This window comes from Noviherbaspirillum agri, assembly GCF_054780595.1.
Genome location: NZ_BAAGWA010000002.1, coordinates 337,942 through 363,694 on the forward strand (window position 1 = coordinate 337,942; position 25,753 = coordinate 363,694).

Annotated in this window: 24 protein-coding genes; 2 read left to right on the plus strand and 22 right to left on the minus strand. The window is 59.5% G+C overall.

All coding sequences use genetic code 11. From position 1 onward, the window contains the following. Window positions 1-89: 89 nt before the first annotated feature. From ACYVIA_RS04260 to ACYVIA_RS04290, 7 genes are all read right to left on the minus strand, one after another. On the minus strand, window positions 90-1,286 hold the full coding sequence (locus ACYVIA_RS04260) for an acetyl-CoA C-acyltransferase (protein WP_460838194.1): 1,197 nt from the start codon (window positions 1,284-1,286) through the stop codon (window positions 90-92). Between the two features lie 32 nt (window positions 1,287-1,318). After that, a complete protein-coding gene (locus ACYVIA_RS04265; protein WP_460838196.1) occupies window positions 1,319-3,706 on the minus strand; it encodes a 3-hydroxyacyl-CoA dehydrogenase/enoyl-CoA hydratase family protein in 2,388 nt (795 codons plus the stop codon). Window positions 3,707-3,862: 156 nt separating this feature from the next. Continuing rightward, a complete protein-coding gene (locus ACYVIA_RS04270) occupies window positions 3,863-5,653 on the minus strand; it encodes an acyl-CoA dehydrogenase C-terminal domain-containing protein (RefSeq protein WP_460838198.1) in 1,791 nt (596 codons plus the stop codon). 27 nt (window positions 5,654-5,680) lie between these two features. Further along, a complete protein-coding gene (locus tag ACYVIA_RS04275; RefSeq protein ID WP_460838720.1) occupies window positions 5,681-6,337 on the minus strand; it encodes a TetR/AcrR family transcriptional regulator in 657 nt (218 codons plus the stop codon). A gap of 218 nt (window positions 6,338-6,555) precedes the next feature. Beyond that, window positions 6,556-6,927, minus strand: coding sequence for an RNA-binding S4 domain-containing protein (locus ACYVIA_RS04280; RefSeq protein WP_460838201.1), 372 nt, complete (start codon window positions 6,925-6,927; stop codon window positions 6,556-6,558). Window positions 6,928-7,111: 184 nt separating this feature from the next. Next, complete coding sequence (locus ACYVIA_RS04285; protein ID WP_460838203.1) at window positions 7,112-7,864, minus strand: sulfite exporter TauE/SafE family protein; 753 nt, start codon at window positions 7,862-7,864, stop codon at window positions 7,112-7,114. Between the two features lie 12 nt (window positions 7,865-7,876). After that, on the minus strand, window positions 7,877-8,857 hold the full coding sequence (locus ACYVIA_RS04290) for a DMT family transporter (RefSeq protein WP_460838205.1): 981 nt from the start codon (window positions 8,855-8,857) through the stop codon (window positions 7,877-7,879). A 103-nt stretch (window positions 8,858-8,960) separates the two neighbouring features. On the opposite strand from ACYVIA_RS04290, the gene ACYVIA_RS04295 reads away from it, so the two are divergent. After that, window positions 8,961-9,857 (plus strand): LysR family transcriptional regulator, encoded by an 897-nt coding sequence (locus tag ACYVIA_RS04295; protein ID WP_460838207.1) that lies wholly within the window; start codon window positions 8,961-8,963, stop codon window positions 9,855-9,857. A gap of 39 nt (window positions 9,858-9,896) precedes the next feature. Here ACYVIA_RS04295 and ACYVIA_RS04300 read toward each other — a convergent pair whose 3' ends face one another. The 5 genes from ACYVIA_RS04300 to ACYVIA_RS04320 form a co-directional block, all read right to left on the minus strand. Continuing rightward, window positions 9,897-10,679, minus strand: a complete 783-nt coding sequence (locus ACYVIA_RS04300) for a ferritin Dps family protein (RefSeq protein WP_460838209.1) — start codon at window positions 10,677-10,679, stop codon at window positions 9,897-9,899. 22 nt (window positions 10,680-10,701) lie between these two features. Further along, complete coding sequence (locus ACYVIA_RS04305; protein ID WP_460838211.1) at window positions 10,702-11,874, minus strand: hypothetical protein; 1,173 nt, start codon at window positions 11,872-11,874, stop codon at window positions 10,702-10,704. A 255-nt stretch (window positions 11,875-12,129) separates the two neighbouring features. Further along, complete coding sequence (locus ACYVIA_RS04310; protein ID WP_460838213.1) at window positions 12,130-12,558, minus strand: YybH family protein; 429 nt, start codon at window positions 12,556-12,558, stop codon at window positions 12,130-12,132. 58 nt (window positions 12,559-12,616) lie between these two features. Continuing rightward, on the minus strand, window positions 12,617-13,354 hold the full coding sequence (locus ACYVIA_RS04315) for an SIR2 family NAD-dependent protein deacylase (RefSeq protein ID WP_460838215.1): 738 nt from the start codon (window positions 13,352-13,354) through the stop codon (window positions 12,617-12,619). Window positions 13,355-13,504: 150 nt separating this feature from the next. Next, on the minus strand, window positions 13,505-14,437 hold the full coding sequence (locus ACYVIA_RS04320) for a DMT family transporter (protein WP_460838218.1): 933 nt from the start codon (window positions 14,435-14,437) through the stop codon (window positions 13,505-13,507). Window positions 14,438-14,532: 95 nt separating this feature from the next. On the opposite strand from ACYVIA_RS04320, the gene gcvA reads away from it, so the two are divergent. Next, a complete protein-coding gene (gcvA, locus tag ACYVIA_RS04325) occupies window positions 14,533-15,447 on the plus strand; it encodes a transcriptional regulator GcvA (RefSeq protein ID WP_460838220.1) in 915 nt (304 codons plus the stop codon). Between the two features lie 24 nt (window positions 15,448-15,471). On the opposite strand, the gene ACYVIA_RS04330 is transcribed toward gcvA, so the two are convergent. From ACYVIA_RS04330 to ACYVIA_RS04375, 10 genes are all read right to left on the minus strand, one after another. After that, complete coding sequence (locus ACYVIA_RS04330) at window positions 15,472-16,638, minus strand: phospholipase D-like domain-containing protein (RefSeq protein WP_460838222.1); 1,167 nt, start codon at window positions 16,636-16,638, stop codon at window positions 15,472-15,474. A 65-nt stretch (window positions 16,639-16,703) separates the two neighbouring features. After that, complete coding sequence (locus ACYVIA_RS04335) at window positions 16,704-17,498, minus strand: endonuclease/exonuclease/phosphatase family protein (RefSeq protein WP_460838225.1); 795 nt, start codon at window positions 17,496-17,498, stop codon at window positions 16,704-16,706. A gap of 92 nt (window positions 17,499-17,590) precedes the next feature. Next, window positions 17,591-18,085, minus strand: coding sequence for a dihydroneopterin triphosphate diphosphatase (gene nudB / locus ACYVIA_RS04340; protein WP_460838228.1), 495 nt, complete (start codon window positions 18,083-18,085; stop codon window positions 17,591-17,593). A gap of 153 nt (window positions 18,086-18,238) precedes the next feature. Then, window positions 18,239-20,044 (minus strand): aspartate--tRNA ligase, encoded by a 1,806-nt coding sequence (gene aspS / locus ACYVIA_RS04345; RefSeq protein ID WP_460838230.1) that lies wholly within the window; start codon window positions 20,042-20,044, stop codon window positions 18,239-18,241. 86 nt (window positions 20,045-20,130) lie between these two features. Beyond that, window positions 20,131-20,766 carry a DUF502 domain-containing protein gene (locus ACYVIA_RS04350; RefSeq protein WP_460838232.1) on the minus strand — a complete coding sequence of 212 codons (636 nt, stop codon included), beginning with the start codon at window positions 20,764-20,766 and terminating at the stop codon, window positions 20,131-20,133. A gap of 42 nt (window positions 20,767-20,808) precedes the next feature. Continuing rightward, window positions 20,809-21,102 carry an FmdB family zinc ribbon protein gene (locus tag ACYVIA_RS04355; RefSeq protein ID WP_460838233.1) on the minus strand — a complete coding sequence of 98 codons (294 nt, stop codon included), beginning with the start codon at window positions 21,100-21,102 and terminating at the stop codon, window positions 20,809-20,811. A gap of 183 nt (window positions 21,103-21,285) precedes the next feature. After that, a complete protein-coding gene (locus ACYVIA_RS04360; RefSeq protein ID WP_460838235.1) occupies window positions 21,286-22,749 on the minus strand; it encodes a high affinity choline transporter 1 in 1,464 nt (487 codons plus the stop codon). Window positions 22,750-22,930: 181 nt separating this feature from the next. After that, window positions 22,931-23,533, minus strand: a complete 603-nt coding sequence (locus ACYVIA_RS04365) for a methyltransferase domain-containing protein (RefSeq protein WP_460838237.1) — start codon at window positions 23,531-23,533, stop codon at window positions 22,931-22,933. An 11-nt stretch (window positions 23,534-23,544) separates the two neighbouring features. Beyond that, window positions 23,545-25,122 (minus strand): ubiquinone biosynthesis regulatory protein kinase UbiB, encoded by a 1,578-nt coding sequence (gene ubiB, locus ACYVIA_RS04370; protein WP_460838239.1) that lies wholly within the window; start codon window positions 25,120-25,122, stop codon window positions 23,545-23,547. Beyond that, on the minus strand, window positions 25,123-25,698 hold the full coding sequence (locus ACYVIA_RS04375) for a ubiquinone biosynthesis accessory factor UbiJ (RefSeq protein ID WP_460838242.1): 576 nt from the start codon (window positions 25,696-25,698) through the stop codon (window positions 25,123-25,125). Window positions 25,699-25,753: the final 55 nt, after the last annotated feature.

A 25,753-nucleotide genomic window follows, 5' to 3' on the forward strand; every position in this document is an offset into this window, starting at 1 on the left:
AAGTGAAGGTTACGGCACCAGATCTTTGCGCCATTAAAAAAGCCGCACAGCTTTCGACTGTACGGCTTTTGACGGCACGCGGGACGATGTTACACGCGTTCGAAAATACCTGCGGCGCCCATACCTGTACCGACGCACATGGTCACCATGCCGTACTTCAGGTTCTTGCGACGCATTGCGTGAATCACGGTTGCGGAACGGATTGCGCCAGTCGCGCCCAGCGGGTGGCCCAGAGCAATTGCTCCGCCCATCGGGTTGACCTTGGCCGGATCGAGGCCGAGATCCTGGACCACTGCCAGCGACTGCGCAGCGAACGCTTCGTTCAGCTCGAACCAGTCGATCTGGTCCTGGGTGATGCCGGCGGCACGGCACGCAGCAGGAATCGCTTCCTTCGGACCAATACCCATGATTTCCGGCGGCACACCGCGCACTGCAAACGACGAGAATTTAGCCAGCGGGGTCAGGTTGAACTGCTTCAGGATCCGTTCGCTGACCAGGATCAGTGCGCCTGCGCCGTCGGACGTTTGCGAGCTGTTGCCGGCGGTAACCGAGCCCTTCGCAGCAAACACTGGCTTCAGGCGAGCCAGGCCCTCCATGCTGGTATCCGGGCGTGCGCCTTCGTCCATGTTAACGGTGCGGGTCTTGATCTCGATCTGGCCGGTTACCAGGTTCGGAATGCGCTCGATGATTTCGACCGGAGTCATTTCATCGTTGAACTCGCCGGCTTGTTGCGCAGCGATAGCGCGACGATGAGATTCCACAGCGAAAGCGTCCTGGGCTTCGCGCGACACCTTCCACTGCTGAGCCACCTTCTCGGCAGTAAGACCCATACCGTAGGCCATGCCGATGTTTTCATCCTTGAAGGTGTTCATGTTGATCGAAGGATGATGGCCCATCATCGGCACCATCGACATCGATTCGGCACCCGCCGCGATCATCACGTCGGCCTGGCCGACCTTGATGCGATCTGCAGCCATGGCGACGGCAGTGATACCGGATGCGCAGTAGCGGTTGATGGTGACGCCACCGATGGTGTTCGGCAAGCCGGCCAGCAGGATGGCGTTACGCGCCATGTTCATGCCTTGCTCAGCTTCCGGGAACGAGCAGCCGACGATCGCGTCTTCGATCAGTTTCGGATCGAGGCCCGGCACTTGTGCCACGGCGGACTGGATTGCGCGCACCAGAAGGTCATCCGGGCGCACGTTCTTGAACATGCCGCGCGGTGCCTTGCCGATCGGCGTGCGAGTTGCAGCTACAACGTATGCTTCTTGAAGTTGTTTAGTCATTTTGTATGCTCCGTATCCGAGTAAATGCGCGATTAGTTACGCACGGGTTTGCCGGTCTGCATCATTCCCATGATGCGCTCTTGCGTCTTCGGATTGTTCAGCAATTCAACAAAGGCCTTGCGCTCGAGGTCGAGCAGCCACTGCTCGCTTACCAGGCTGCCCTGGTTGATGTCGCCACCGGAAACGATCTCGGCGATCATCGAGCCCAGCTTGAAGTCGTGTGCGGAGATAAAGCCACCGTCACGCATATTGACCAGCTGCGCCATGATGGTGCCCATACCGTAGCGGCCGGTAACCGGAACCAGTTTCTGAGCCGGTGCACGATACCCTGCTTCGAACATGGCGCGTGCCTCGATCTTCGCCACGTGCAGCAGCTCGTAGGCGTTGAACACGATGGTGTCAGTCGACTTCAGGTAACCCATCTGCTGTGCTTCCAGTGCGGACTTCGACACGTTCGCAGTTGCTGCGTTGGTGAAGTACACCTTCAGGAACTGCAGGAGGTCGTTGCCCTTCGCATCAGCAGCAGCGCGCATTGCAGCTTCCTTCAGGCCGCCGCCTGCCGGAACCAGGCCTACGCCTACTTCAACGAGACCGATATAGGACTCGATCGATGCCACGCGCTTGGCAGCATGCAGCATCAATTCGCAACCGCCGCCCAGTGCCAGACCTGCGACTGCCGCCACGACCGGGACGTTTGCGTATTTCAGGCGCATGAATGCGTTCTGCAACTTGGATACTTCCGGATCGATCGCCTTCGCGCCGCCAGCCATGAATGCCGGCAACATCGATTGCAAGTCGGCACCGGCGGAGAATGCTCCGCCTTCGGCCGCATCTGCGTTCCAGAGCACCAGGCCCTTGAAATTCCTCTCGGCTTCGTCAACCGCCTTGTTAATGCCAGCGACAACACCCGGCCCGATCACGTGCATCTTGGTCTTGGTCGACAGGATCAGCATGTCGTCGTTCTGATGCCAGAGGCGAACGGAGTCGTCTTCGAAAACGGTGGTGCCAGCAGTAGCACCGTCTGCTGCGCCTTCACCCAGGACCGGCGCGCGGAACGCCTGACGCTGGTAGACCGGCAGATCGGAGCGCGGCACGTAGGCCTTCTTGGCCGGCGACCAGGAACCTTCAGCGGTATGCACACCATTACGACCGTCAAACACCCACTGCGGCAGCGGTGCATTGCAGATTGCCTTGCCAGCGTCGATGTCTTCCTTGACCCACTGGGCGATCTGTTGCCATCCGGCAGCCTGCCAATTCTCGAACGGACCGGTTTTCCAGCCGAAGCCCCAGCGCAATGCGAAGTCGACGTCGCGTGCGTTATCGGCGATCGATTCGAGGTGGATCGCGATGTAGTGGAACGCGTCGCGGAAGATCGCCCACAGGAACTGGCCTTGCGGGCTGGTCGACTCGCGCAGCGCCTTCATCTTCTTGGCCGGATCCTTTTCCTTCAGGATGCGTGCGATGACGTCATCAGCCTTGGCGCCGCCCGGCACGTAATCGTTCTTGGCGGAGTCATAGCGCAGGATGTCCTTGCCGACCTTCTTGTAGAAACCGGCGCCGCTCTTCTGGCCCAGCGCACCTGCGCCGATCAGCTTGGCAACCACATCCGGCGTCTTGTACAGCGAGGAGAACGGATCGCTCTTCAGGTTGTCTTCCATGGTCTTGATGACATGGCCCATGGTGTCCAGGCCGACCACGTCAGCGGTACGGAAGGTGCCCGACTTTGCACGGCCCAGCTTGGACCCGGTCAGGTCATCGACGACATCGCAAGATAAGCCGAACTTCTCGGCTTCGTGAATGGTGGCCAGCATGCCGAAGATACCGACACGGTTTGCAACGAAGTTCGGGGTATCGAAGCAGCGCACAACGCCCTTGCCGAGCGTGGACGCCAGGAAGCCTTCGAGCTGATCGAGGATCTCGGGGCGGGTGGCAACGGTCGGGATCAACTCGACCAGGTGCATGTAGCGCGGCGGGTTGAAGAAGTGCACGCCGCAAAAGCGGGATTTCAGGTCCGCTTCGAAACCCTCGGACAGCGCCGTAATCGACAGGCCGGAAGTGTTGGAAGCGAAGATGGCGTTCGGAGCGATGTGCGGAGCGACTTTCTTGTACAGGTCATGCTTCCAGTCCATGCGCTCGGCGATCGCTTCGATGATCAGGTCGCAGCCCTTGAGCACGTCGAGGTTGTCTTCGTAGTTGGCGACTTCGATCAGCGCTGCATCTTCCTTGTTGCCCAGCGGTGCGGGGCTGAGCTTTTTCAGGTTTTCGATTGCGCGCAGCACGATGCCGTTCTTCGGGCCTTCCTTGGCCGGCAGGTCGAACAGAACGACGGGCACTTTTGCATTGACGCAGTGGGCGGCAATCTGCGCGCCCATCACGCCTGCGCCGAGCACGGCGACTTTTTTGACGATGAAATTAGACATGGAGTCAATCCTATAAACGTTGGATGCGCTGCGCGCACCATTCAGAACGTGGTTGTTGACACTGGTTGGTGCGCGGAACGCACCGCGAAACCCTTCGGGGCCGGCTGCGGGTTGGGCAGGACAGCTTAAAACCCAACCCGCTGCAGAGGCAATGACTTAGAACAGGTCTGCGTCAAGTGCCATCAGGTTTGCAGAGCCGGAGCGAGCTTGACGGATCAGCATTGCGGTTTCCGGCTGCAGGCGGGCGAAGTAGAAACGTGCGGTTGCCAGCTTCGCCTTGTAGAAGTTGTCGCCCGAGTCCTGCTTTTCCAGAGCGATCTTCGCCATCTGCGCGAAGAAGTACGAAAACACCATGTGGCCGACTACGCGTAGGTAAGGTACTGCTGCTGCGCCAACTTCATCTTGGTTCTGGAACGCCTTCATGCCGATTTCCATCGTCAGCTTAGTGACCTTGTCGCCGAGGTCTGCCAGCGGAGTGACGAATTCGGACATGGCTTCATTGGTGCCGTTCGCTTCGACAAAGGCCTGCACCTTCGCACCGAACTTGCGCAGCTTCGCACCGTTGTCCATCAGGATCTTGCGGCCGAGCAGGTCGAGCGACTGGATCGTGTTAGTGCCTTCGTAAATCATATTGATGCGTGCGTCGCGGACGTACTGCTCCATGCCCCACTCGGAAATGTAGCCGTGGCCGCCGAACACTTGCATTGCTTCCGACGTCGCGATCCAGCCGTTGTCCGTGAGGAACGCCTTGATGATCGGGGTCAGCAGCGCAACTTCATCGGCGCAGTCCTTGCGAACTTGCTCGTCCGGGTGGTTCAGTTCCTTGTCGATCTGCAGTGCGACATAGGAAGTGAATGCACGGCCGGCTTCCGCATAGGCCTTGGCAGTCAACAGCATGCGACGCACGTCCGGATGCACGATGATCGGATCAGCGGCCTTGTCTGGAGCCTTGACGCCAGACAGGCTGCGCATCTGGATACGGTCTTTCGCGTAGATCAGTGCGTTTTGGTAGGCAACTTCGGTCAGGCCGAGGGATTGCATGCCGACGCCGAGGCGCGCTGCATTCATCATCACGAACATGGCGTTCAAGCCCTTGTTCGGCTCGCCGATCAGCCAGCCGGTTGCGCCGTCCATGTTCATCTGGCAGGTGGAATTGCCATGGATGCCCATCTTTTCTTCGATTGCGCCGCAGAAGATGTTATTGCGTGCACCGAGGGAGCCGTCAGCATTCGGAATGTACTTCGGCACGATGAAGAGGGAAATACCCTTGGTGCCTGACGGTGCGTCCGGCAGGCGTGCCAGAACGAGGTGAACGATATTGGCGGACATTTCATGTTCGCCGGCGGAAATGAAGATCTTGCCGCCCGAAATCTTGTAGGAGCCGTCAGCTTGCGGCTCGGCCTTGGAACGCAACATGCCGAGGTCGGTGCCGCAATGCGGCTCGGTCAGGCACATGGTGCCGGTCCACTCGCCAGAGACCAGCTTGGTCAGGTACATTGCCTTCTGTTCCGGAGTGCCGTGCTCATGGATGCACTCATATGCGCCGTGCGACAGGCCGGGGTACATCGTCCATGCCTGGTTGGAGGAATTCAGCATCTCGTAGAACGAGTTGTTGATCGTAACCGGCAGGCCCTGGCCGCCGTATTCCGGATCGCAGGACAGCGCAGGCCAGCCGGCTTCAACGTACTGCTGGTAGGCTTCCTTGAAACCCTTCGGCGTATGCACGACATGGGTTTCCTTGTCGAGGCGGCAGCCTTCGCGGTCGCCGGAGTGGTTCAGCGGGAACAGCACCTGCGAGGTGAACTTGCCACCCTCTTCCAGCACCTGATTGATGATGTCCTTGTCAATCTCTGCGTGGGCAGGCAACTGCTTGAACTCATCTTCCACCTTCAGCAATTCGTGAAGCACGAACTGCATGTCACGCAATGGTGCGACGTATTGACCCATGTTATTTCTCCTGACGGCTAAAACGGATTAGGCTGTTTTCTTTACAGCGGATTTGGGGTTCGTTTTTGCAGCCGGCTTTGCTTTTTCAGCAGGCTGCGGATCCTGATAACTCTTGATCAGACGTTCAAACCCGACTTCGGCGCGATTCACGCTGCCGGGCAACTTCAGGAAACGTGCATCGTGGTGCAAGGCCAGGATCAGGCCGTACATTTCAAACACGAGCTGATCCGGATCGGTCTGGGACGACAAATGCCCGATCTCGATGGTTTGCACCGCGCAACGACGCAATGCATCCTTCCATGCGCGCACCATGCCGGCCAGCTCTTCACGAATTGCGCCGGGGCGGTCGTCATATTCCACGGCGCCGCTGATGTAGATGCAGCCGGATGCGATTTCGACCGACACACGCTTGACCCAGCGCGCAAACATTGCTTGCAGGCGGGGCAGACCTCGCGGCTCCTTCATGCTTGGATAGAACACTTCCTGTTCGAAATGGTGGTGGTACAGCTTCACCACTTCGATCTGCAGATCTTCGCGTGAACCGAAATGCGCGAACACGCCGGATTTGCTCATGTTCATTTTGTCTGCGAGCAAACCGATCGTCAGCCCCTCCAACCCGTCACGACTGGCAAGATCAAGTGCCACATCGAGAATTGCAGCGCGAGTCAGTTCCCCTTTGCGCATGAATTTGGTTGTCGAGTCAGTCATGTTGGTTGCCACGGGAATGCCCTATCACAAAATCAAAAAACGGTGCGGTCTAACTGAAGCGAACGCTCGTACTATTATCTACCGCAGTATAAATGTCAAACGGGAACTTAGAGGGACGATTCTAGTAGCTCCATAGAGGGAAAAACCAAATATCCCTCTCCTTCCAGCACCCCTGAACATAGGGGTAAGACGGATCAAAACTTGTCCAGTTGCCGCCGGTCACGCTTGGTCGGGCGCCCCTTGATGGAGTCGCTCGGCTCGCGAAAAAGCTTGCGCTGTTCTGCCTTTTTTTGCCGTTCCGCGATGCTTTGCTCTGTTTCCACGTAGAGTGTCTGCGCGATGGCTGCTGAGCCTCGCTTTTCCGCAAGTCCCTCGACGACGATTTCCCACTCGGTGGAACCATTGTCGATGTCGAGCGTGTCGCCGATCTTGACGCTGCGCGCGGGCTTGACGCGATCGCCGTTGAGTCGAACCTTGCCGCCATCGACGGCATCAGTGGCTAATGAACGTGTCTTGAAGAAACGCGCGGCCCAAAGCCACTTATCGATACGGACGGAATCAGACACGGAGTATCAAGGCTTTATTCAGATAGTCAGGAATGCATCTGTATTTTATAGTCTGACCGTGCTTTTTCCAGACGATGGAGAAGAAAAAGGTACGTCAACGCCCACATGATGGATTCCCTCCTCTGGAATACGCGGGCATTTGAGCAGAATTGCCAAAATGCCACTCACTCTGCTGCAAGCCGGCTCAAAAAAACTGGCTAAGCGCCAGATAGGAGCCGAGCGAAAGCAGACCCAGGAGGAAGAAAAAGCGAAAAGCCTCGGTACGAATCCGACCTCTCGCCCACTGACCAAGCAGCATTCCACCTGCGGCAGGCAGTAATGCGGCGAGCGATGCGCCGGCAACCGAAAGGTGGAAGTCGCCCTGCATTGTCAGAACAGCAGCCAACGCGACGGTAGAAACCGTAAAGGAAAGACCGAGCGCCTGCACAAGCTCATCCTTGTCCAAGTCCAGCGCCTGCAGGTAAGGCACCGCGGGGATGACGAACACACCGGTGGCTGCTGCAATCACGCCAGTGACTGTTCCAACCAAGGGAGACATCCAGCGCTCAGCATTTCCAGGAATCGCAAAGCGTTTTGCTCGTAGCCCGTAAACCGCATATATCATCAATGCCAATCCGAGCAGCGTTGTGGCAGCACCGCCTGTAGCCGCGCCAAACATGGCCGCGCCGCCCCATGTGCCGATGCAAAAGCCAATGAGCATCGAACCAAACCTTCGCACCAGCGGGATGAGCGCCGGGCCGGCGAAGAGCTGCCAGAGATTCGTGACCAATGAGGGGATCACGAGCAGCGACACTGCCTGGGCAGGGGGCATCATGATCCCGAGCAGGCCAATGGCGACAGTCGGCAGGCCGAGGCCGATCAATCCCTTCACGAATCCGGCGATCAGAAAGATGAAGCCTCCTGTCGCCATCATGAAAATGAGTGTCTGGTCCATCATCCTGTCACCAGCTCAGTCATTGGCCGGTGTGAGAGATCGCTGGCTGTTGGACTGCGCGGCTGGCGCAGCTCCCGCCTGGCGTGGCTTGAGGCGCGTCACCCCGAACATCACGAGCGCAAGCCCCGCGAGCTGCAATAGCGACAACGGTTCGTCCAAAAGCACCCACGCGGCAAACACGGTCAATACCGGCCCCAGTGTGCCAATCGCCGCCGCCTGTCCCGCCCCCATGCGTTGAATCGCCAGGGAAAGCCACCAGACCGGCAATACCGTGGAAAGCACTGCCATCAAAAACGCATGGCCCCATACCGCCAGTGGAAGATCAGAAAGAGATTGCGGCTGGCCGAACAGCACAAAATGCAGAAGGACCAGCATGCACGATGCGCTGCCCGCCAGGCCGGCCAGCCGCGTGGAGCCGATGCGATTGACCATGCGGCCGGTTCCGGCGTAATACATCGCATAAGTGACGGCACTGGCAAATACCCAGGCCGCACCGGTAAGGACGTGGGCGCCCTGCCCGGTCTGGTGCAAATCATGCGCAAATGCGACCGCCAGCCCGGCATAGCAGATCGCCATTGCCTGCCAAACACGCGCCGAGGGGCGCTGCCGTGTCAAGGCTGCTTGCAGCAACAGCACCAGCGTCGGATAGAGATAAAGGATCATGCGCTCCAATCCGGCGCTGATGTAGGCAAGGCCGTAAAAATCGAACAGGCTGGACAGGTAATAGCCGACGCAGCCCAGCATGCAGATACGCAGCATGTCGCCCGGCCCGAGGCGGTGCGCTGCCGGACCGCTTCCGGAGTTGATCAGCCACAGGAACAGCGGCAACGCAAAGCCCATGCGCATGGCGAGAAGCGTTAGCGGCTCAACCGGTCCGGCTGCATAGGCGAGCTTGACGAATACGGCTTTCAGCGAAAAGCCGGCGGCTGCCAGGACGGCATACAAGCGGCCATCCTGCGACCAACGTGCGGCGTGCTCTGCCAGCGTATTACGCATCGTTTTCTCATTAGGGATAAAAGCGACCAGCCTTATTCTCTCGCGGAGGACAACCCTCTAGAATGCTTATTTTGCGCACCGACCCTTCGCAAACGGAGAAGCCTTGCACTTTGATCTCACTGACCTGCGCCTTCTGGTAGCCATCGCCGAAGCGGGCAGCCTGAGCCGGGCGGCGGCGGCCTTCCCTATCGCCCTCTCTGCGGCCAGCAATCGTCTGCGCCTGCTGGAAGAGCGACTTGGCATGCCGCTCTTCACCCGCTCTGCAGGCGGCATGCAGCCAACACCTGCGGGACGGATTGCCCTCGACCATGCGAGACGCGTATTAGACGAGGCCAGGCAACTGAAGGAGGCGCTCGACGGGCTGACCGGCAGGCAGCGCATCAGCGTACGACTAGCTGCCAACACTGTCGCCAACAGCACTTTCCTGCCGCCGGCGCTTGGACCTTTTCTTGCGGATTATCCGGAAGTCGATTTGCAGGTCGAGGAGCGATCCAGCCAGGAAATCCTGCGCACGCTGCAGGCAGGCGATATCGACATCGGGGTACTTGACGGGAATCTGCCGCTGGAAGGCGTCGTGTCGCTGCCTTTTCGCCATGACCGGCTGGTGCTGCTCGTGCCGGCTGATCATCCGCTGGCTGCACGCGGTCATTGCTTGTTCCGGGAAGCCTTGGGGTTTCCTTTTATCGGTATGCCGGGAGAACGCGCGATCCAGCGCTTTGTGGAGGAAATGGCCACCCTGCTCGGCAAGCCGCTAACGGTGCGTGTACGCGCACCCGGCTTCTTCGCGATTGCGCAACTCGTGGCGCAGCGTGTGGGACTGGCTGTGCTGCCGGAAGCGGCGGCACAGCGGCATAGCGAAACGCTGCCAGTACGTAGCGTTTCGCTGGACGATGCATGGGCAACGCGCGAGCTCAGGCTCTGCGTGCGCAGCCTGGATGACCTGTCGGCGCAGGCAAGACAGCTCGTTGCGTACCTTAGTGGGGCGCAGGACGCGCTCTGACGTCCAGCGCCCCAGGAGCACAATGCAGATCAGCGCAGGTCAGTGCAATTGGGAAGGATTGGCATCCCCGATGTCATCCACCATCGCACCACTGGAGATCGGCTCCCCGAGGGTTGCCTCTTCGAACCACCTCTGCACCTGCTGCAGATGCACACGCTCCTCATTGAGCGCAACGGTGAAGTCGCTGATCAGTGCATTCTGCTTCTGGTCCTCGGCAAGAGCGATAAGCAGCTCCCATCCGGCATTGTCAGTCATCTCCGCCACCAGAATCGCATGCAGCGACTGCGCAATGGTCGTGCGCGGATCGGCGACGACTTGCATCAGGCCCATCGACTCCACGCCGACAAGGTCGGCACACGGCGTCTGCGAGGTCGGGTCGCCGCCCACGCTTTGAATCGCCTCGGCGATGATGGCGAAGTGCCGCGCCTCGTCCTGCCGAATCTGCTGCAGGTCGGCCAAGGTCATGCTGGTGGAACTGTCCTGCAGCGCCTCGAACTTGGTGATCAGCGCATCGTACAGGCGCGTTCCCGTGCGCTCGAACGCAAGCCGCTCGCCGAGCTTGTCCAGCAATAGCTGCGGCTCCGAGCCGGTCAGCATCGACGCGCCCGTACTGATCGCACCCTTCACGGTCCCCGGGAGCGGCACCGATCCAACCGGGTCGGCCTCTGTGATGTAACTGGCACGTGCCTCGGCCAGCGCGCTGTCGTCACCCGGCGTGGCGGGCGTCATCGAAGCCGGCATGCCGGACTGCATGTCGCTGGAATCGAACGGGGACATCTGCATACCGGTGCGGTTCATCCCCATGTGGGTTTGCTCTTTCATTGCTGCTCCTTAAGTAAATGGCTTACACCGCGACGGCGACCTTGCGGTTGAGTTCCGTGCCGGGCGACCAGATGTACCCTGCCGCGACGGTTTCGCTTGGCGATCCGTCGGAATTGATGTGGTCGCGGTAGTCGATGGATGCCTGGCTGTCCTGCGACTTGTCCACGAACTGCGTGCCCTTGGCGCGCAAGTCGACTTCCTGCTTGAGCACCTGGCGAACGAAGTCGCGCTGGCTGGCAAACTGGATCGGCTCCGGCAGCTTGTCGGGGAATAGCTCTGCGGGGTCGCGCTTCTCGTGCTGCTTGAACAGTTCCGCGACACGATGGAAATGCCCCAGTTCATAGTCGAGGAAACGCTCCCAGATCGCCTTCACGCGGGGGTTGGTTTCCTGTTGCACGCAGCTGTAGTAGTTGTACACCTCGGTCGCTTCATGCAACAGCCATTGCTCCAGCACGGATTCTTCGGGATTGATCAGGGAGCCGTACTGCGTGACGTGCTGCTCCTCAATCGAAGCAATCTCCGCGTATAGCTGCCGCGCGACCGGATCGGCAAACAGCGGGCCGATGTTCATGTAGTAGTCGTGTGTCTGGAACTCGGCGGCAGTGATGGTCAGAGCATGGAGCTTGGTCAGCGGCGCTGCAGTCGCACGGTCGTAGGGCTCTCGTACATCATCAAGCGGCGAGCGATGCTCAACGATGGTCGGCCGCCCCGGCAGGATGTCGGTATAGCTTTGCAGGATGTTGTTCGCATCCTTGCCTTCCAGCCGGTCGAGCAATGCCGAGTACCGGTACATGTGATCGAAGTCTTCCAGCATGCCGAAGCGGTATGCCTGTGCACAGTACTCATCCGGCTCGCGCTGCGCCACTGCCGCAGTGACTTCGATCGCCACCTGTTCATAGGCAATCGTTGTTTCCAGTGGCGAATGGTCGGCGCCAAGCAGCCAGTTGACCATCGTTGCCTGGTGTTGCTCCGTGCGGCGAATCTGCGCAAGCGGCAGCCGCAGTTCACGACTCAGCCGGGCCGCCATGTGTTGGAAGCGCAATGCCTCATTTTCGATGCCATTCATCAGGATGACGCGCACGCGCGTAAACGCATCGTCGTCGAGCTTGCTGATCGGCTTGCCGACCATGTCGCGCCAGGTAAAGCGCTGCTGCTCTATGGGATAACCTTTCGAGCTGAATAAATCGAGTGCCATGCTACTTCTCCTTTCAGGGACCGGTCCGCGTAGTAACCCGAGCCAATAGTTTGGGCGCCATGCAATGTGCAGCGGGATGAGGTTGGATAGACCCCGCCGCCAAAGTTTCGCTTCGGCGCGAATAAAGCAAAGTCGGGAAGCAGCGCAAATTCCATACCACCCGCCAATGGCTGGGAAGAGCGGGGGGAACAGGAGAACGAACCAGTGTTGGCGGAACAGGAGATCGGCCGTTTTTTACACGACGGGCAGTAAGGGTTACAGCAGTGGTGCACGCTCCATCGGTATGTGGGCCGGTTCAGGGGTGAGCATATTGGCGTCGCGCACGATGAGCCAGCGGCCATCGGCTTGCTTGCGGAGAATGGTGAGCGTATTTCCTGAACGCCGCACCTCGAGCCCTTGCTGGTGCGGCGTCACGGTCACCGATAGATGCATCCAGCAATACGCAAGGTCATCGACCGCATATAAATCCACCACCTCGCTGCGCGACTCCAGGCGGAAGTGTTTCAATCCTTCCTGGAAGGCATCGAGGAATGCTTTCCTGCCGCACATGGGCGGCTGCCCGGGAGCGAGGAAAACCACGTCGTCGGCCATGAGCTCCTTCAATCGCTCCGCATCCCCGTCCGCAGACGCGCAATGCCAGTCACTGACCAGCGCGCGAATCGCCTGTTCGTCTTCCTGCTGCATTTTTTCTCCACAGTAAACGCGGGGAAAGCAGGCACCCGGCAGGAAGTTTCCGCTTTCCTTACGCAATAGGCCATGCCGCAGCCAGCAGTGCAGGCATCACCTCCCCTGCTTTGCCGCGCAAGACATACTGCGCAATCTCATCATGACTGGTGGGTTCGGGATTGATTTGAATCACAGGGCATCCGTTCAGGCGCGCCTCGCGTGGCAGGCTTGCTGCAGGCTCAACCAGGCTCGAGGTGCCGATGCAGAAAAACAGGTCGGTGCTTTTCAGCAAATCGTAGGCCCTGTTCCATGCCGCCGCCGGCAATGCCTCCCCGAACCATACAACTCCGGGCCGGATCATGCCGCCACAATGGGGGCAACGCGGCGGAACGTCTTGTGAGTGACTCACGTCCGCAGGACGTCTGCAGTCGAAACAGAAATTCGACCAGATATTGCCGTGCAGTTCGATGACATCCGTGCTGCCCGCTCGCGCGTGCAAACCGTCGACGTTCTGCGTCACGACAGTAACGTGCTCGACCATTTGCTCAAGACGTGCAATCGCAATATGCGCCGGGTTAGGTGCAAGCTTGCGCATCAGCTCACGACGCCATGCGTACCAGTTCCATACCATGACCGGGTTACGGAGAAACGCCTCGGGCGTGGCGAGGTCTTCCGCACGGTATTTCGCCCAGAGCCCGGTCTGCGCATCACGGAAAGTGGGAACGCCGCTTTCCGCGGAAACGCCTGCGCCGGTGAAGACGAGGATGTGTTTGGCGTTGCGCAGGGCAGCCAAGAGCTCGGGAGTGAAATTCATGGGCGGAAGGGGTGAACGACAATTGAAAGGCCTTGCCGTGAATGAGATTGCCCGAAACTGGCGACATGGACAAGCCTGTTGTTTGCCTGGTCACCGAGCACCCTATCGCTCATTTCTGCCGCTCGCTGTGCGCACGGCGCTTGCCTTGCCCTACGCCCGTGCTTGATCCCGCCTGCCATCAACAACCAGCGGAGAACGCGGACGCAGCGACAGCATCACCACCGCGGCAAGCACCATCGTCCCACCCACGAGCTGCCCTGCGTTGACGGTTTCGCCGAGCAGCGCGACACCAAGGCAAAGCGTGATGACGGGCTCCAGCGTTGAAATGATCGATGCCCTCGCCGGTCCGATGTATTTGATGCCGATGAGGAAGCTGGCAATCGCAAGCACAGTCGAGAACAACGCAATGGCACCGATCGCGAGCCAAGCCGTGAAGCCCGAGGGCAAGTAAGCGCCGCCGGCCAGCGCAAGCGATCCGTTACCGACGGCTGCCGCCGCCATGACGACCAGCGTCGCCGCGAGCGGATCAGTGTCCTGCGTAAGGCGGCTGCCGACGACGATATAGATTGCGTAGACAGCTGCGGCAAGCAGCCCCAGCGCGATGCCGAGCGGCTGTCCCTGCAGGTTGTCACCTAGAGTAATCGCCATGCCGACGACCGCAAGGGCTAGCAGCTGCACGGTGCGGCGATCCAGCTTTTCCCAGCCGAAGGCCACTGCCATCAGCGTGACGAGAATCGGATACACGTACAACAGCAAGCCCACCAATCCGCTGCTTGCATACATCAATGCAGTGAAATAGCCCTGGGATTGCGCGGTGTACAGCGCGCCCATCAGCACAAATCCCGCAAGCACCCGCCCGCGCGGCAATGGCAACCGCCGCAACCAGACAACCGGTGCGAGGATCGCGACGGCGAACGCGAATCGCAGCGTGAGCAACATGGCCGGAGTGATGCCCGACGCGTAGGCGATCTTGGCAAAAATGGCCATGCTCCCGAAACCAAGGGCAGAAAGCAGGACAAGCGCAATGGCGTAGTGTTGCGGCATAAGGTCGAGGGCAAATGAAATTGAGGGTATTAGAGACATCCATCCGAATGGCAGCAGTCTATTGGGTTGCCGCATCCGCAACAAACCAATATTCTTGACGGTCAGCCCCAAAATGATTGAGCCAAATCCCATATATGAACCGCCGCCTGCCTCCCCTGCCCGCCATTCGCGCATTTGAAGCGGCCGCCCGGCATGGCGGTTTCCAGCGCGCCGCCGAGGAGCTGCACGTCTCTGCCGGGGCGGTGGCGCACCAGGTCAAGCAACTGGAAGAATGGCTGGGGGTCGCGCTCTTTCAACGATTGCCGCGCGGGGTGGTGCTGACGGTGGCTGGCCAGCAATACGCGCAGGCGCTGCGTCCCTTGCTGGACGGACTCGTCGATGCGTCGGAAGCGGTACGCCGCCGCGGCGATGAACGGGTCGTGACGGTGACCTCAGTGCCGTCGCTGGTCGCACGCTGGCTGATGCCGCGTCTCGGACGGCTGCGCGAACAGCATCCGGAGATCGACATGCGGGTGCTCGCATCACTGCATCCGGCGGACTTTGTGCGCGAAGGCGTGGATGTCGCAATTCGCCTGGGGCGCGGTCCCTACCCCGGCCTCAAGGCGGAAGTGCTGATGGAAGAATGGTTTTCCGCCGTATGCAGCCCCGCGTTCAAAGCGGCGGCTCCCGACTTGCGCGAACCGGCGGACCTGCCGCGCTATCCGCTGCTGCATGACGAACTCGAAATGCGCATTCCCGACGAAGTCAATTGGGCACGCTGGCTGGCTGCGTTCGGCATTACCTACACCGGCGGTACGCGCCCCAGTTTCTCGCATACCTACCTGACGCTGGAAGCGGCGGCCAACAACCAGGGGATTGCCGTCGCCGCGGAACCCTTCATTGCGGAGGATCTGCGTAACGGCAAGCTCGTTCGCCTCTTTCCGCAGCGCGTGCTCGGCCCCTATCGCTTTCACCTGCTGAGATTGCCCGACGCAGAGAACCGCCCTGCGGTAAAGACGTTCTGCGACTGGATCCGGCGCGAAGCCGAGATGGAACAGCTGCCTCCGTAACAACGGCCTGCGTTATTCCCTGGTTTATTCCGTATACCTGCCGAGCGTAATAATCCGCAGGATCCCCTTGTACAGCAGGTAGGCCGCGCCATACCACGCGCGCTCATACCAGGGAATGTTCACATAGTCTTCCATCCGCACCGGCACGCCTTCTGCGATGGCTTGCTCGATCCTACCCCGCAGTGATTGTGCGAAGTGATGTTCCTTCACGACGACGTTCGCCTCATGATTGACGAACAAGCTCAGACCGTCCCAGTTGCTGGATCCGACGGTAGCCCAGCTATCGTCGACGACGGCGACCTTGCCGTGCAACTGTGTCTTGCGGTACTCGACCACCTTGACGCCACTCTTGAGAAGCTTGGGATAGAAGGAATGCGCCACCGCATCCTGCATGCGAAACTGGCCGACCCCGATCAGGAGCGTGACCTCGACGCCGCGCGCGGCTGCGGATGCCAGCCCGTCGCGCAGTTTTCTCCCGGGCGCAAAGTACGGATTCGCCAACAAAGCCACCTTGCGTGCGCCGCCAAGCGCTTTCAGATACGCCTGCTGAATCGTGCGGCGGTTGCGCAGGTTGTCGCGCAACACCAGCGCAGCAAGCGCCGGCCCTTCCTCCGTTTCTCCGCCGGTCAGGCGGCGCTCGCGGAACAGCTCCCAGCGATAGCGCAGATGCAGGCCGCCAAGCAGCTGCCACTGTGACTGCATGTCGCGATGGATGGTGGCAACCAGCGGCCCCGTGATCTTGACGCCAATGTCCCAGCGGGGCGCAGGCAACGGCACGCCGAAACCGTCATCGGAGATGTAGTCGTCGTTGATGTTCAGCCCGCCAAGAAAGGCCACCTGGCGATCAACCACGCACATCTTGCGGTGCGTGCGGGCGACGCCGCGCCGAAAAAAAGGATTGAACACGTGGTGATTCACGCCGCCGGCGCTCAACTGCTCATTCAGGATCACCGATTCGCGATGGCCGCTGCCAAGCCAGTCAGTTACCACATTGACCGTCACACCGCGCCGCGCGGCGCGTATCAGCGCATCGCGAATTTCTACTCCGGTGCGATCCAGCGTGAAGATATACGTCTCGAGATAGATGTCGAAGCGCGCCGCATCGAATGCGGCAATCAGCGCGGGGAAGTACTCGCCACCGCAGTACAGAAGCGTGATGTTGTTGCGAGCGGAAAATTCAACCTGGCGCATAAGGCAGGCATGGCTCCAATGGCTACGATGTTGGCAAGCATTCTACATCGATGCAGTTGCAGCAATTATTGCAATGCGAGAGATGCAACAATCGGTGCGTGGTCGGACAGCTTCGCCCACAGGGCGCCATGCATTACCTGTGCAGATTCGATCCGGAAGCCGCGCACATAGATGCGATCGAGCCGCAGCCAGGGCAGCGCGGCCGGGAAAGTGCGCGCAGGTACCGCTTTCGGCCCGCGTCCGCTCAAGGTACGCAGGTAGGTACCGAAGCCGCGCGTATGCAAGCCCTCGTCGAACACTTCGGTGACGCCGAGGCGATTGCGCAAGGTGTCGCTCAACTGGTTGGTCCAGTCGTTGAAGTCACCCGCGATGATCAATGGCGCATCGGAGGGAGATGAACTTTCGACTGCCTCGATCAGCGCTTCCGTCTGGCGCCGGCGGCTACGGGCAAACAGCCCGAGATGCACGACGTAGCAATGGATATCGTCCTTGGGCGCCTGAACCACGCAATGCAGGATGCCCCTATGCTCGAATGCATGGTCCGACACGTCACGGTTATTGGCGGAGAGAACCGGGAAACGGCTCAGCAATGCATTGCCATGGTGTCCATGGTCGTACACGGCATTCATTCCGTACACAGCTTGGTGTGAGTCGCCTGCCAGGAATTGATGCTGCGCCTCCTCTGGCCAAAGGGCGGCGTGGCGCATGGCATGCTTGTCGTGCCGCCCCTGCACTTCTTGCAAGAAAAGCACATCGGCTTCCATTGATGCGAGAGCCTGCTTCAGCGCATGAATGCGCGGCATGCTGCGTAGTGTGCTGACGCCCTTGTGAATGTTGTACGTCGCAATCCGGAGTTTCATGAAAGTATTCTAGACCTTGTGCCAACCAAGAGAAGCAAGCCGGCACGGGGATGAAAACTGTTTTCGACAAACTTATCCCAGAACAAGTTTTATCAGCCCGAAGCATAAGTCGACAATTGCAGGATGGCTTCCGCGTTGGAGGGCGAAAAACACTTGTCCGCGGCTTCCCGATACGGCAGCCAGATGTGGTTGAGGTGCTCGCGTGGTGCAAGCGTAATAGGAATATTTCGCGGCACCATGAGCCCGAAGACGTGTTCCGTATTCATCATGACACCTGGCGCATACCGATGGCGCCACACGGGGTAAATTTCGAACACGTTGGATAAGTGCCAATCCACCAGATTGCAGGCAGGGACGACGTTCAGTTCTGGCTGCCCATCCGGTATGGCGTCCTCGATCCGGATGCCGGTCTCTTCAAACACTTCACGCCGCGCGGTCAGCGCCAGCGGTTCATCTTCCGCATCCTTCGACCCGGTGACCGATTGCCAATATCCGGGTCTATCCGCGCGCTCGATCAGCAAGACCTCGCGCGCGGCGGTATGAATGACAACGAGTACGGATTCAGGGATTTTGTAGGGTTTGGGCATTTAACTGCTGAGTGCAGGAAGGGACATCCGTTTAGCTTTACAGGGTACAGCGCCGACTGCATGCGCAATGATGCGTAGGTCAAAGCCAAGGCGATGCACAAAACAAAAAGGCGCCGAACTTTGCGCCTTTTTGTCTTCCATTCACCGCTATCCTTACGCCTTCACTGCCGGCTCGACAGTGCGCAAACGGATATGCAGTTCGCGCAGCTGCTTCTCGTCGACCTCGGACGGTGCCTGGGTCAGCAAGCACTGCGCACGCTGGGTCTTCGGGAATGCGATCACGTCGCGGATCGATTCGGCGCCGGTCATCATCGTCACGATGCGGTCGAGGCCGAACGCCAGGCCACCGTGCGGAGGCGCACCGTACTGCAGCGCGTCGAGCAGGAAGCCGAACTTGAGCTGCGCCTCTTCTGCATCGATCTTGAGTGCGCGGAACACCTTGCTCTGCACGTCAGCACGGTGGATACGCACCGAGCCGCCACCCAGCTCCCAGCCGTTCAGCACCATGTCGTAGGCCTTGGCGAGTGCCTTGCCCGGATTGGTTTCGAGCAGGTCCTCGTGACCGTCCTTCGGCGACGTAAACGGATGGTGCGCAGCGGCGTAACGCTGGCTTTCCTCGTCGTACTCGAACATCGGGAAGTCGATCACCCACAGCGGCTTCCATGCATCCTCGAACAGGCCGCTCTTCTTGCCGAATTCGCTGTGGCCGATCTTCACGCGCAATGCACCGATGGCGTCATTGACTACCTTGGCCTTGTCGGCGCCGAAGAAGATCAGGTCGCCGTCCTGCGCGCCAGTCTTCTCGATAATCGCGTTCAGCGCGGCATCATGGATGTTCTTGACGATCGGCGACTGCAGGCCGTCACGGCCCTTGGCCTTCTCGTTGACCTTGATGTAGGCCAGCCCCTTGGCGCCGTAGATCGCGACGAACTGGGTGTAGGCGTCGATCTCGGAACGCGGCATTGTGCCGCCACCCGGAACGCGCAGGCCGACCACGCGGCCGCCGTCCATGTTGGCCGCAGCCGAGAAGACCTTGAATTCGACGTCCTTCATCACGTCGGTCAAATCGGTGAACTCCAGCTTCACGCGCATGTCCGGCTTGTCCGAGCCATACAGGCCCATCGCGGTCGCATAGTCCATAACCGGGAACGGATTCGGCAGGTCGATGTCGAGCACGTTCTTGAACACGCCGCGGATCATGCCTTCGAACATGTCGCGGATTTCCTGCTCGTTCATGAACGAGGTCTCGCAGTCGATCTGCGTGAATTCCGGCTGGCGGTCGGCGCGCAGGTCTTCGTCGCGGAAGCACTTGGTGATCTGGTAGTAGCGGTCGAAGTTGGCGACCATCAGCAGCTGCTTGAACAGCTGCGGCGACTGCGGCAGCGCGAAGAAGTTGCCGGCGTTGACGCGCGACGGCACGAGATAGTCACGCGCGCCTTCCGGCGTCGACTTGGTCAGCATCGGCGTTTCGATGTCGATGAAGCCGTTGGCGTCCAGGAACTTGCGCACTTCCATCGTCACCTTGTAGCGCAGGCGCAGGTTGTTTTGCATTTGCGGGCGGCGCAGGTCGAGCACGCGGTGCGTCAGGCGGGTGGTTTCCGACAGGTTGTCGTCATCGAGCTGGAACGGCGGCGTAACCGACGCGTTCAGCACTTCGAACTGCTGGCACAGCACTTCGATCTTGCCCGACTTGAGGTTGGCGTTGGTCGTGCCTTCCGGGCGGCTGCGCACCAGGCCGGTGATGCGCACGCAGAATTCGTTGCGCACTGCTTCCGCCGTCTTGAACACGTCGGCACGGTCCGGGTCGCACACCACTTGCACCAAACCCTCGCGGTCGCGCAGGTCGATAAAGATCACGCCACCATGGTCGCGCCGGCGATGCACCCAGCCGCACAGGCTGACGGTTTGGCCGAGGAGCTCCTCAGTGACGAGGCCGCAGTAATGAGTTCGCATAGACATAGTCAGTTTCCAGTTTCAGATTCTTTGTAATGGATCCCGTCGCGGCATGCCGGCCGCACGGGGTCTGGATTAATTGGCCACTTGTTTCAGATCGGTGGTGGGACAGCCTTCAGATTTTTCGAGGCAGCGACGACATATTCAGGTGCAACCACGCCCATCGATACGATGTACTTCAACGCTTCATCGACCGTCATGTCCAGCTCGATTGCGTCCGCCCTCGGCATCATCAGGAAGAAGCCGGAGGTCGGGTTCGGTGTGGTCGGCACATAGACGCTGATGTAGTCGCCGGTCAGGTGATTCTTCACGTCCCCGCCTGGCGTGCCGGTCAGGAAGGCGATCGTCCAGGAACCTTCGCGCGGATATTGCACGAGCATCGCCTTGCGGAACGCATTGCCGGACGAGGAGAACAAGGTGTCCGATACCTGCTTCACGCTGGAGTAGATCGAGCTGACGATAGGAATGCGCGTCAGCAAACGCTCCCACAGGTGCACCACCTGCTTGCCGATGAAGTTGCGCGTCAGCAGGCCTGTCACAAAAACGAACAGCAGTGTCAGGATGGTGCCCAGTCCGGGAATGTTGATCCCGAACAGGGCCGCCGGCCGCCAGCGCTCCGGCAACAGCAGCAAGGACTGGTCCATGGTGCTGACAATCAGGTTCAGCACCCACAGCGTGATCGCCAGGGGAACCAGTACCAGCAGGCCGGTGACAAAATATTTACGCATGGTCCTTATGGTGCCGGGCAAGCGCCCCGCACCTTTTGATTATCAGGCTGCTGGCGCAGCCGAAGCGCCGCACGCCACGCCGCAGGATTCAGAGGCCGGGCAAGCACTTTCCGCTTCCTTGGCTTTTGTTGCCGGGGCAGAAGCTCCTCCGCTGCCATTGCGGAAGTCGGTTGCGTACCAGCCGGTGCCTTTCAATTGGAATCCGGCAGCGGTCAATTGCTTCTTGAAAGCGTTTTTTTCACACGATGGGCATACCGTCAGCGGCGCGTCAGACACTTTTTGCAGCACATCCTTGGTGAAACCGCACGTTTCGCAGCGATAAGCGTAAATCGGCATGAGGGTACCTCTCGAAAATCGTCCAAAACCCTGAATTATAAAGATTTTCGGGCTACCTTTGCGTCAATCCATGATGGTCGCCACCGAGAAAAGCTGGCGAGACTGTTCGCCGAGCGCCGGCCAGCCATTAATTTACAGCCGACGCCAAACAGAATTGCCAACTCACCAATGGAAATTACTGCTTCAGGCACTTGCCTCGCGTGCAGAATGCCTTGGCTCGTGGCGGTTCTTCAGCACTTGCGGAAGTAGCGATCCGAGAATCATGCCCGCAAATGCAGCGATGAGGCCGGCGAGCTGCCCGGGGAATTGCTCTCCCAGGCTGGTGATCTGGGGGAAAAACAGAATCCAGGTGCCGATACCGGCCGCGAGCGAAACAATGGCGCCTTGTGTCGTGGCTCGCTGCCAATACAGCCCCATGACCAGCGGCACAAAGGCACCGACCAGAGTCACTTGGTAGGCCGTCGATACCAGGTCATAGATCGAGGTACCGTTCATAGCGATAGCGTAGGCCAATACCAGTGCGGCAAAAACCACGATCGTGCAGCGCATCGCGAATAGTTGCTGCCGGTCGCTCATGCCCGGACGCAGGTTTTTGAGGATGTTCTCGACAAAGCTGGTGGACGGTGCGAGCAGGGTAGCCGAGGAAGTGCTCTTGATGGCGGACACCAGCGCACCGAAGAAGAAGATCTGCATCACCAGCGGCATCTTGGTCATGATGAAGGTCGGAAGCAGGCGCTGATAGTCGTTCTTGGCCAAGTCAAGCGCGCCCTCCCCCATGACCACGACAGCGCTCGCGACAATGAACATCGGGACGAAGGCGAAGAGGATATAACTCGCGCCGCCGATGATGGCACCGGTGCGGGCGGTGGGTGCATCCTTTGCCGACATCACACGCTGGAATACGTCCTGTTGCGGAATGCTGCCCAGCATCATCGTCACCGCAGCGCCGATGAAGAAGGCGATGTCCGTGAACGTGGCCGGCGGCAGGAAATTCCAGAGATTAGTGTCGCTCGCCAGTGCGAAGACCTTGTCGGAGCCGCCGGCCAAGTCAGCCGAAAAGAAGGCAATGGCGCTCAGGCCGAGCACGAGCACAATCATCTGAATGAAATCGGTCCAGGCGACAGCGAGAAAGCCGCCGATCACCACATAGATCAACACCGCGAGCGTGCCGATGATCATGCCGGTGGTCTCCGACATGGCACCGTTGGTCAGGACCGAGAATACCAGGCCAAGTGCCGTGATCTGGGCCGCCACCCAGCCGAGGTAGCTCAGGATGATCGCGACGGAACAGAATACCTCGATGCCCTTTCCGTACCGGTTGCGATAGAAGTCACCGATGGTCAGCAGGTTCTGCTTGTAGAGCTTGGTGGCGAAAAACATGCCGACCAATATCAGGCAGGTACCGGCGCCAAAAGGATCTTCCACAATGGCATTTAATCCACCCTGTACGAACTTGGCCGGAATGCCCATCACCGTTTCAGCGCCAAACCAGGTCGCAAACGTCGTCGTGACCACCATGATCAACGGCAAGCTGCGACCGGCGACGGCGAAGTCGCTGGTGCTCTTGATGCGTGTCCCGGCCCAGACGCCCAAGGCAAGCGTGCCGAGCAGATACAGCACGACAAAAGAGATGAGTGTGTAGTTCATGGATGTTTGCCCCGCACGAAGAATCCGGAATAATCACCGAGCAGCTGCCATTCCGCTCCCGGCATCAGAGAAAACAGGGTGCGTCTGCTACCGCTTATAGCCCTGTGGCAAATTTTCGCGATTATAGCGGCAGAAACCAGTCACATAGGTCGAAAAAAGAAATTGCGGCAGGCCGGATAGATCAGGTTGGTCGACGCCGCCACACCTGCCAGCGCTCCTTGCCGGCAAAAACCGGGAGCGAGTCGGGCACGGCTTCGTCCGCGACGCATTCGAATGCCGATGTCAGCATGGCATCCAGCTCTTCTCGGGAGATGCCAAACGGCGGACCTTTCGGCCCCTCACTGAAGAAAAAATACCCTGCGAGCAGTGCGCCGGGCGGGAGCAGCTGCGCCCAGCGTGCCACGACATCCGGCCGCATGCGCGGTGGAAGCGCGCAGAAGAAGGCGCGTTCATAGATCAGCTCGACCGGATGTTCGGGTGCAAAGTGAAAGAAATCCGCCTGCCTGACGCGGGACGCCAGTGGACCGAGGACCTTGCGTGCAGCGTCCACGGCGGCTTCGGAAAAATCGATTGCGGTCACATCCCAACCGGCCTCCGCCAGGCAGGCCACTTCGTAGCCTGTGCCGCAGCCCGGGATCAGGGTTGCATACTTGCGTGGCGATTCTGCGACAAACCTCTGCAGTTGCTGCGGCACGCTGCCCCGATCCCAAGGCTTGAAATCCTGCTCAAACCGTTCAGACCAGAAGGCGGACTGGGAAGGATCGCGGGATTCGAAAGTCGGCATGGTGTGAGTGGTTACCAGTGAAAGAACGGATACCAGCGCAACATCAGCTGCGCGACGATGATGCCGCCGATCAGACCGCCGCCAAAATACACGGCGAAGCCAAGCAGCAGGTTGGTGCGCCTTTGTTCGGCAATCAGCTGCTTCAGGAGTTCTGCATTGTGCTTCGGGGGTTCCTCGACCCTTGCCGACAGCACCTGATGCACCAGCCGCGGCAATTGCGGAATCATGTTGTTGTAATGCGGGATCTCTTCCTTGAAGCGTGCAATCAGGCCACGCAGGCCGATCTGGTCTTCCATCCAGCGCTCGAGGTAAGGCTTTGCGGTTTTCCAGAGATCGAGATCCGGGTCGAGCTGCCGGCCAAGTCCTTCGATGTTGAGCAAGGTCTTTTGCAGCAGCACCAGTTGCGGCTGCACTTCGACATTGAAGCGCCGCGATGTCTGGAAAAGCCTCAACAGTACTTGGCCAAATGATATGTCGCGCAACGGCTTGTCGAAAATCGGCTCGCAGCAGGCGCGGACCGCCGACTCCAGCTCATCGACCCGTGTTTCTTTCGGTGCCCAGCCTGATTCGATGTGCGCCTGTGCGACGCGCTTGTAGTCGCGACGGAAGAAGGCCAGGAAGTTCTGCGACAGGTAATCCTTGTCGTAGTCCGTCAAGGTGCCGACGATACCGAAATCGAGTGCGATGTACCGGCCAAAGGTTGCCGGTTCCAGCGACACCAGGATGTTCCCGGGATGCATGTCTGCATGAAAAAAACCGTCACGGAATACCTGTGTGAAGAAGATCTCGACACCATCGCGGGAAAGCTTTTTCAGATCCACGCCTTCGGCCACCAGCCGGTCGATCTGCGAGATCGGGACGCCTTTCATGCGCTCCATCACAATCACCGACGTCGAACAGTAGTCCCAGTACATCTCTGGCACGATCAGCAGGTCGGAATTCATGAAGTTGCGGCGCAGCTGGCTTGCATTGGCCGCCTCGCGCATCAAATCCAGCTCGTCATGCAGATACTTGTCGAACTCGGCGACCACTTCTTTCGGCTTCAGTCGCCGGCCGTCCGCCCACAGCTTTTCCACCCAACCGGCGGCAATCCGCATGAGCGCGATGTCTTTCTCGATCGACTTCTTCATGCCGGGGCGCAGCACTTTTACCGCGACTTCGGTACCGTTCTTGAGGGTGGCGAAATGCACTTGCGCGATCGACGCGGATGCCACCGGTTCACGGCTGAATTCCGCAAACAGCTGGTCGGGATGTGCGCCGAGGGACTTTTTGATCTGCACGATGGCGAGATCGGAATCGAAGGGCGGCACACGGTCCTGCAGCTTCGCCAGTTCATTCGCGATATCCAACGGAATCAGGTCGCGACGGGTCGACAGCACCTGACCGAATTTCACGAAGATTGGCCCAAGGTCTTCCAGTGCCTGACGCAAGCGCACGCCGCGCGGCGCCGAAATGTCGCGCCAGAATACTAAAGCTGAAATCAGCTTCGCAATGCGGGGATGGGCGAGGCTCGATATCGCAATATCGTCCAGTCCGTAGCGGACCACGACGCGGGCGATTTTGAACAGCCGCAGTAATCTGAATAGCATTTAGCGGCTTTCCTTTAGTTTATCGATGCGCTTGGCAAGACGCTCGACATCGTCACGCAACCTGGTGACATCGCTGGAGAAATCGGCCACGGTCTGCGGCCTCACCAGCAGCGGTTTTTCGTCGAGAAAATATTCGGCCACGTTCTCCGCCAGCCGTTGATGGGTGACGCGCACGGTTTCGAACACCACACGCGCACCGCCGACAACACGGGCAGCGGCGATTTCGCCGATCAGCCGGCTGAGGTCCTGCTCCGCTTCCCAGCGCAGGTTTTCGCCCAGTTGCGAGATGACGTTCGCAAAATCGGCATCGCCTTCGATCTTCACATAGGAAAAAGCGTGCTCGCGGTTCTGCGCAATCAGCGGCAGGTCCGCCAGCTTGACGCGGATCGTGACATTGATCGGCTCCTCATCCATGGCAGCCTGCACCATGCCGTCTGAAGCAACCTTCAGTCTGACTGCTGTCACGCCCGCATCAAAACAGGCAACTTTACCGGCGTGACGGGAAAGCTTGTCGCGTGCCCATGCCTCCTGGGCCAGCAAATGGTTGATCGCAGCGGAGAGTGGTGAAGAAATCATGGTCACAAAACAAAACCGCCCGTGACGATTCACGGGCGGCCTAAGTTTACCAGTT

Bases quoted from the DNA above. Each gene is read 5' to 3' on its own strand.
- ACYVIA_RS04365 (WP_460838237.1), bottom strand. From the start codon at position 23,533: ATGCCGACTTTCGAATCCCGCGATCCTTCCCAGTCCGCCTTCTGGTCT.
- ACYVIA_RS04355 (WP_460838233.1), bottom strand. From the start codon at position 21,102: ATGCCGATTTACGCTTATCGCTGCGAAACGTGCGGTTTCACCAAGGAT.
- ACYVIA_RS04265 (WP_460838196.1), bottom strand. From the start codon at position 3,706: ATGTCTAATTTCATCGTCAAAAAAGTCGCCGTGCTCGGCGCAGGCGTG.
- aspS (WP_460838230.1), bottom strand. From the start codon at position 20,044: ATGTCTATGCGAACTCATTACTGCGGCCTCGTCACTGAGGAGCTCCTC.
- ACYVIA_RS04290 (WP_460838205.1), bottom strand. From the start codon at position 8,857: ATGCGTAATACGCTGGCAGAGCACGCCGCACGTTGGTCGCAGGATGGC.
- ACYVIA_RS04320 (WP_460838218.1), bottom strand. From the start codon at position 14,437: ATGTCTCTAATACCCTCAATTTCATTTGCCCTCGACCTTATGCCGCAA.
- ACYVIA_RS04310 (WP_460838213.1), bottom strand. From the start codon at position 12,558: ATGCAGCAGGAAGACGAACAGGCGATTCGCGCGCTGGTCAGTGACTGG.
- ACYVIA_RS04330 (WP_460838222.1), bottom strand. From the start codon at position 16,638: ATGCGCCAGGTTGAATTTTCCGCTCGCAACAACATCACGCTTCTGTAC.
- ACYVIA_RS04300 (WP_460838209.1), bottom strand. From the start codon at position 10,679: ATGAAAGAGCAAACCCACATGGGGATGAACCGCACCGGTATGCAGATG.
- gcvA (WP_460838220.1), top strand. From the start codon at position 14,533: ATGAACCGCCGCCTGCCTCCCCTGCCCGCCATTCGCGCATTTGAAGCG.
- ACYVIA_RS04350 (WP_460838232.1), bottom strand. From the start codon at position 20,766: ATGCGTAAATATTTTGTCACCGGCCTGCTGGTACTGGTTCCCCTGGCG.
- ACYVIA_RS04360 (WP_460838235.1), bottom strand. From the start codon at position 22,749: ATGAACTACACACTCATCTCTTTTGTCGTGCTGTATCTGCTCGGCACG.
- nudB (WP_460838228.1), bottom strand. From the start codon at position 18,085: ATGCCCAAACCCTACAAAATCCCTGAATCCGTACTCGTTGTCATTCAT.
- ACYVIA_RS04270 (WP_460838198.1), bottom strand. From the start codon at position 5,653: ATGGGTCAATACGTCGCACCATTGCGTGACATGCAGTTCGTGCTTCAC.
- ACYVIA_RS04335 (WP_460838225.1), bottom strand. From the start codon at position 17,498: ATGAAACTCCGGATTGCGACGTACAACATTCACAAGGGCGTCAGCACA.
- ACYVIA_RS04285 (WP_460838203.1), bottom strand. From the start codon at position 7,864: ATGATGGACCAGACACTCATTTTCATGATGGCGACAGGAGGCTTCATC.
- ubiB (WP_460838239.1), bottom strand. From the start codon at position 25,122: ATGCTATTCAGATTACTGCGGCTGTTCAAAATCGCCCGCGTCGTGGTC.
- ACYVIA_RS04305 (WP_460838211.1), bottom strand. From the start codon at position 11,874: ATGGCACTCGATTTATTCAGCTCGAAAGGTTATCCCATAGAGCAGCAG.
- ACYVIA_RS04260 (WP_460838194.1), bottom strand. From the start codon at position 1,286: ATGACTAAACAACTTCAAGAAGCATACGTTGTAGCTGCAACTCGCACG.
- ACYVIA_RS04315 (WP_460838215.1), bottom strand. From the start codon at position 13,354: ATGAATTTCACTCCCGAGCTCTTGGCTGCCCTGCGCAACGCCAAACAC.
- ACYVIA_RS04275 (WP_460838720.1), bottom strand. From the start codon at position 6,337: ATGCGCAAAGGGGAACTGACTCGCGCTGCAATTCTCGATGTGGCACTT.
- ACYVIA_RS04375 (WP_460838242.1), bottom strand. From the start codon at position 25,698: ATGATTTCTTCACCACTCTCCGCTGCGATCAACCATTTGCTGGCCCAG.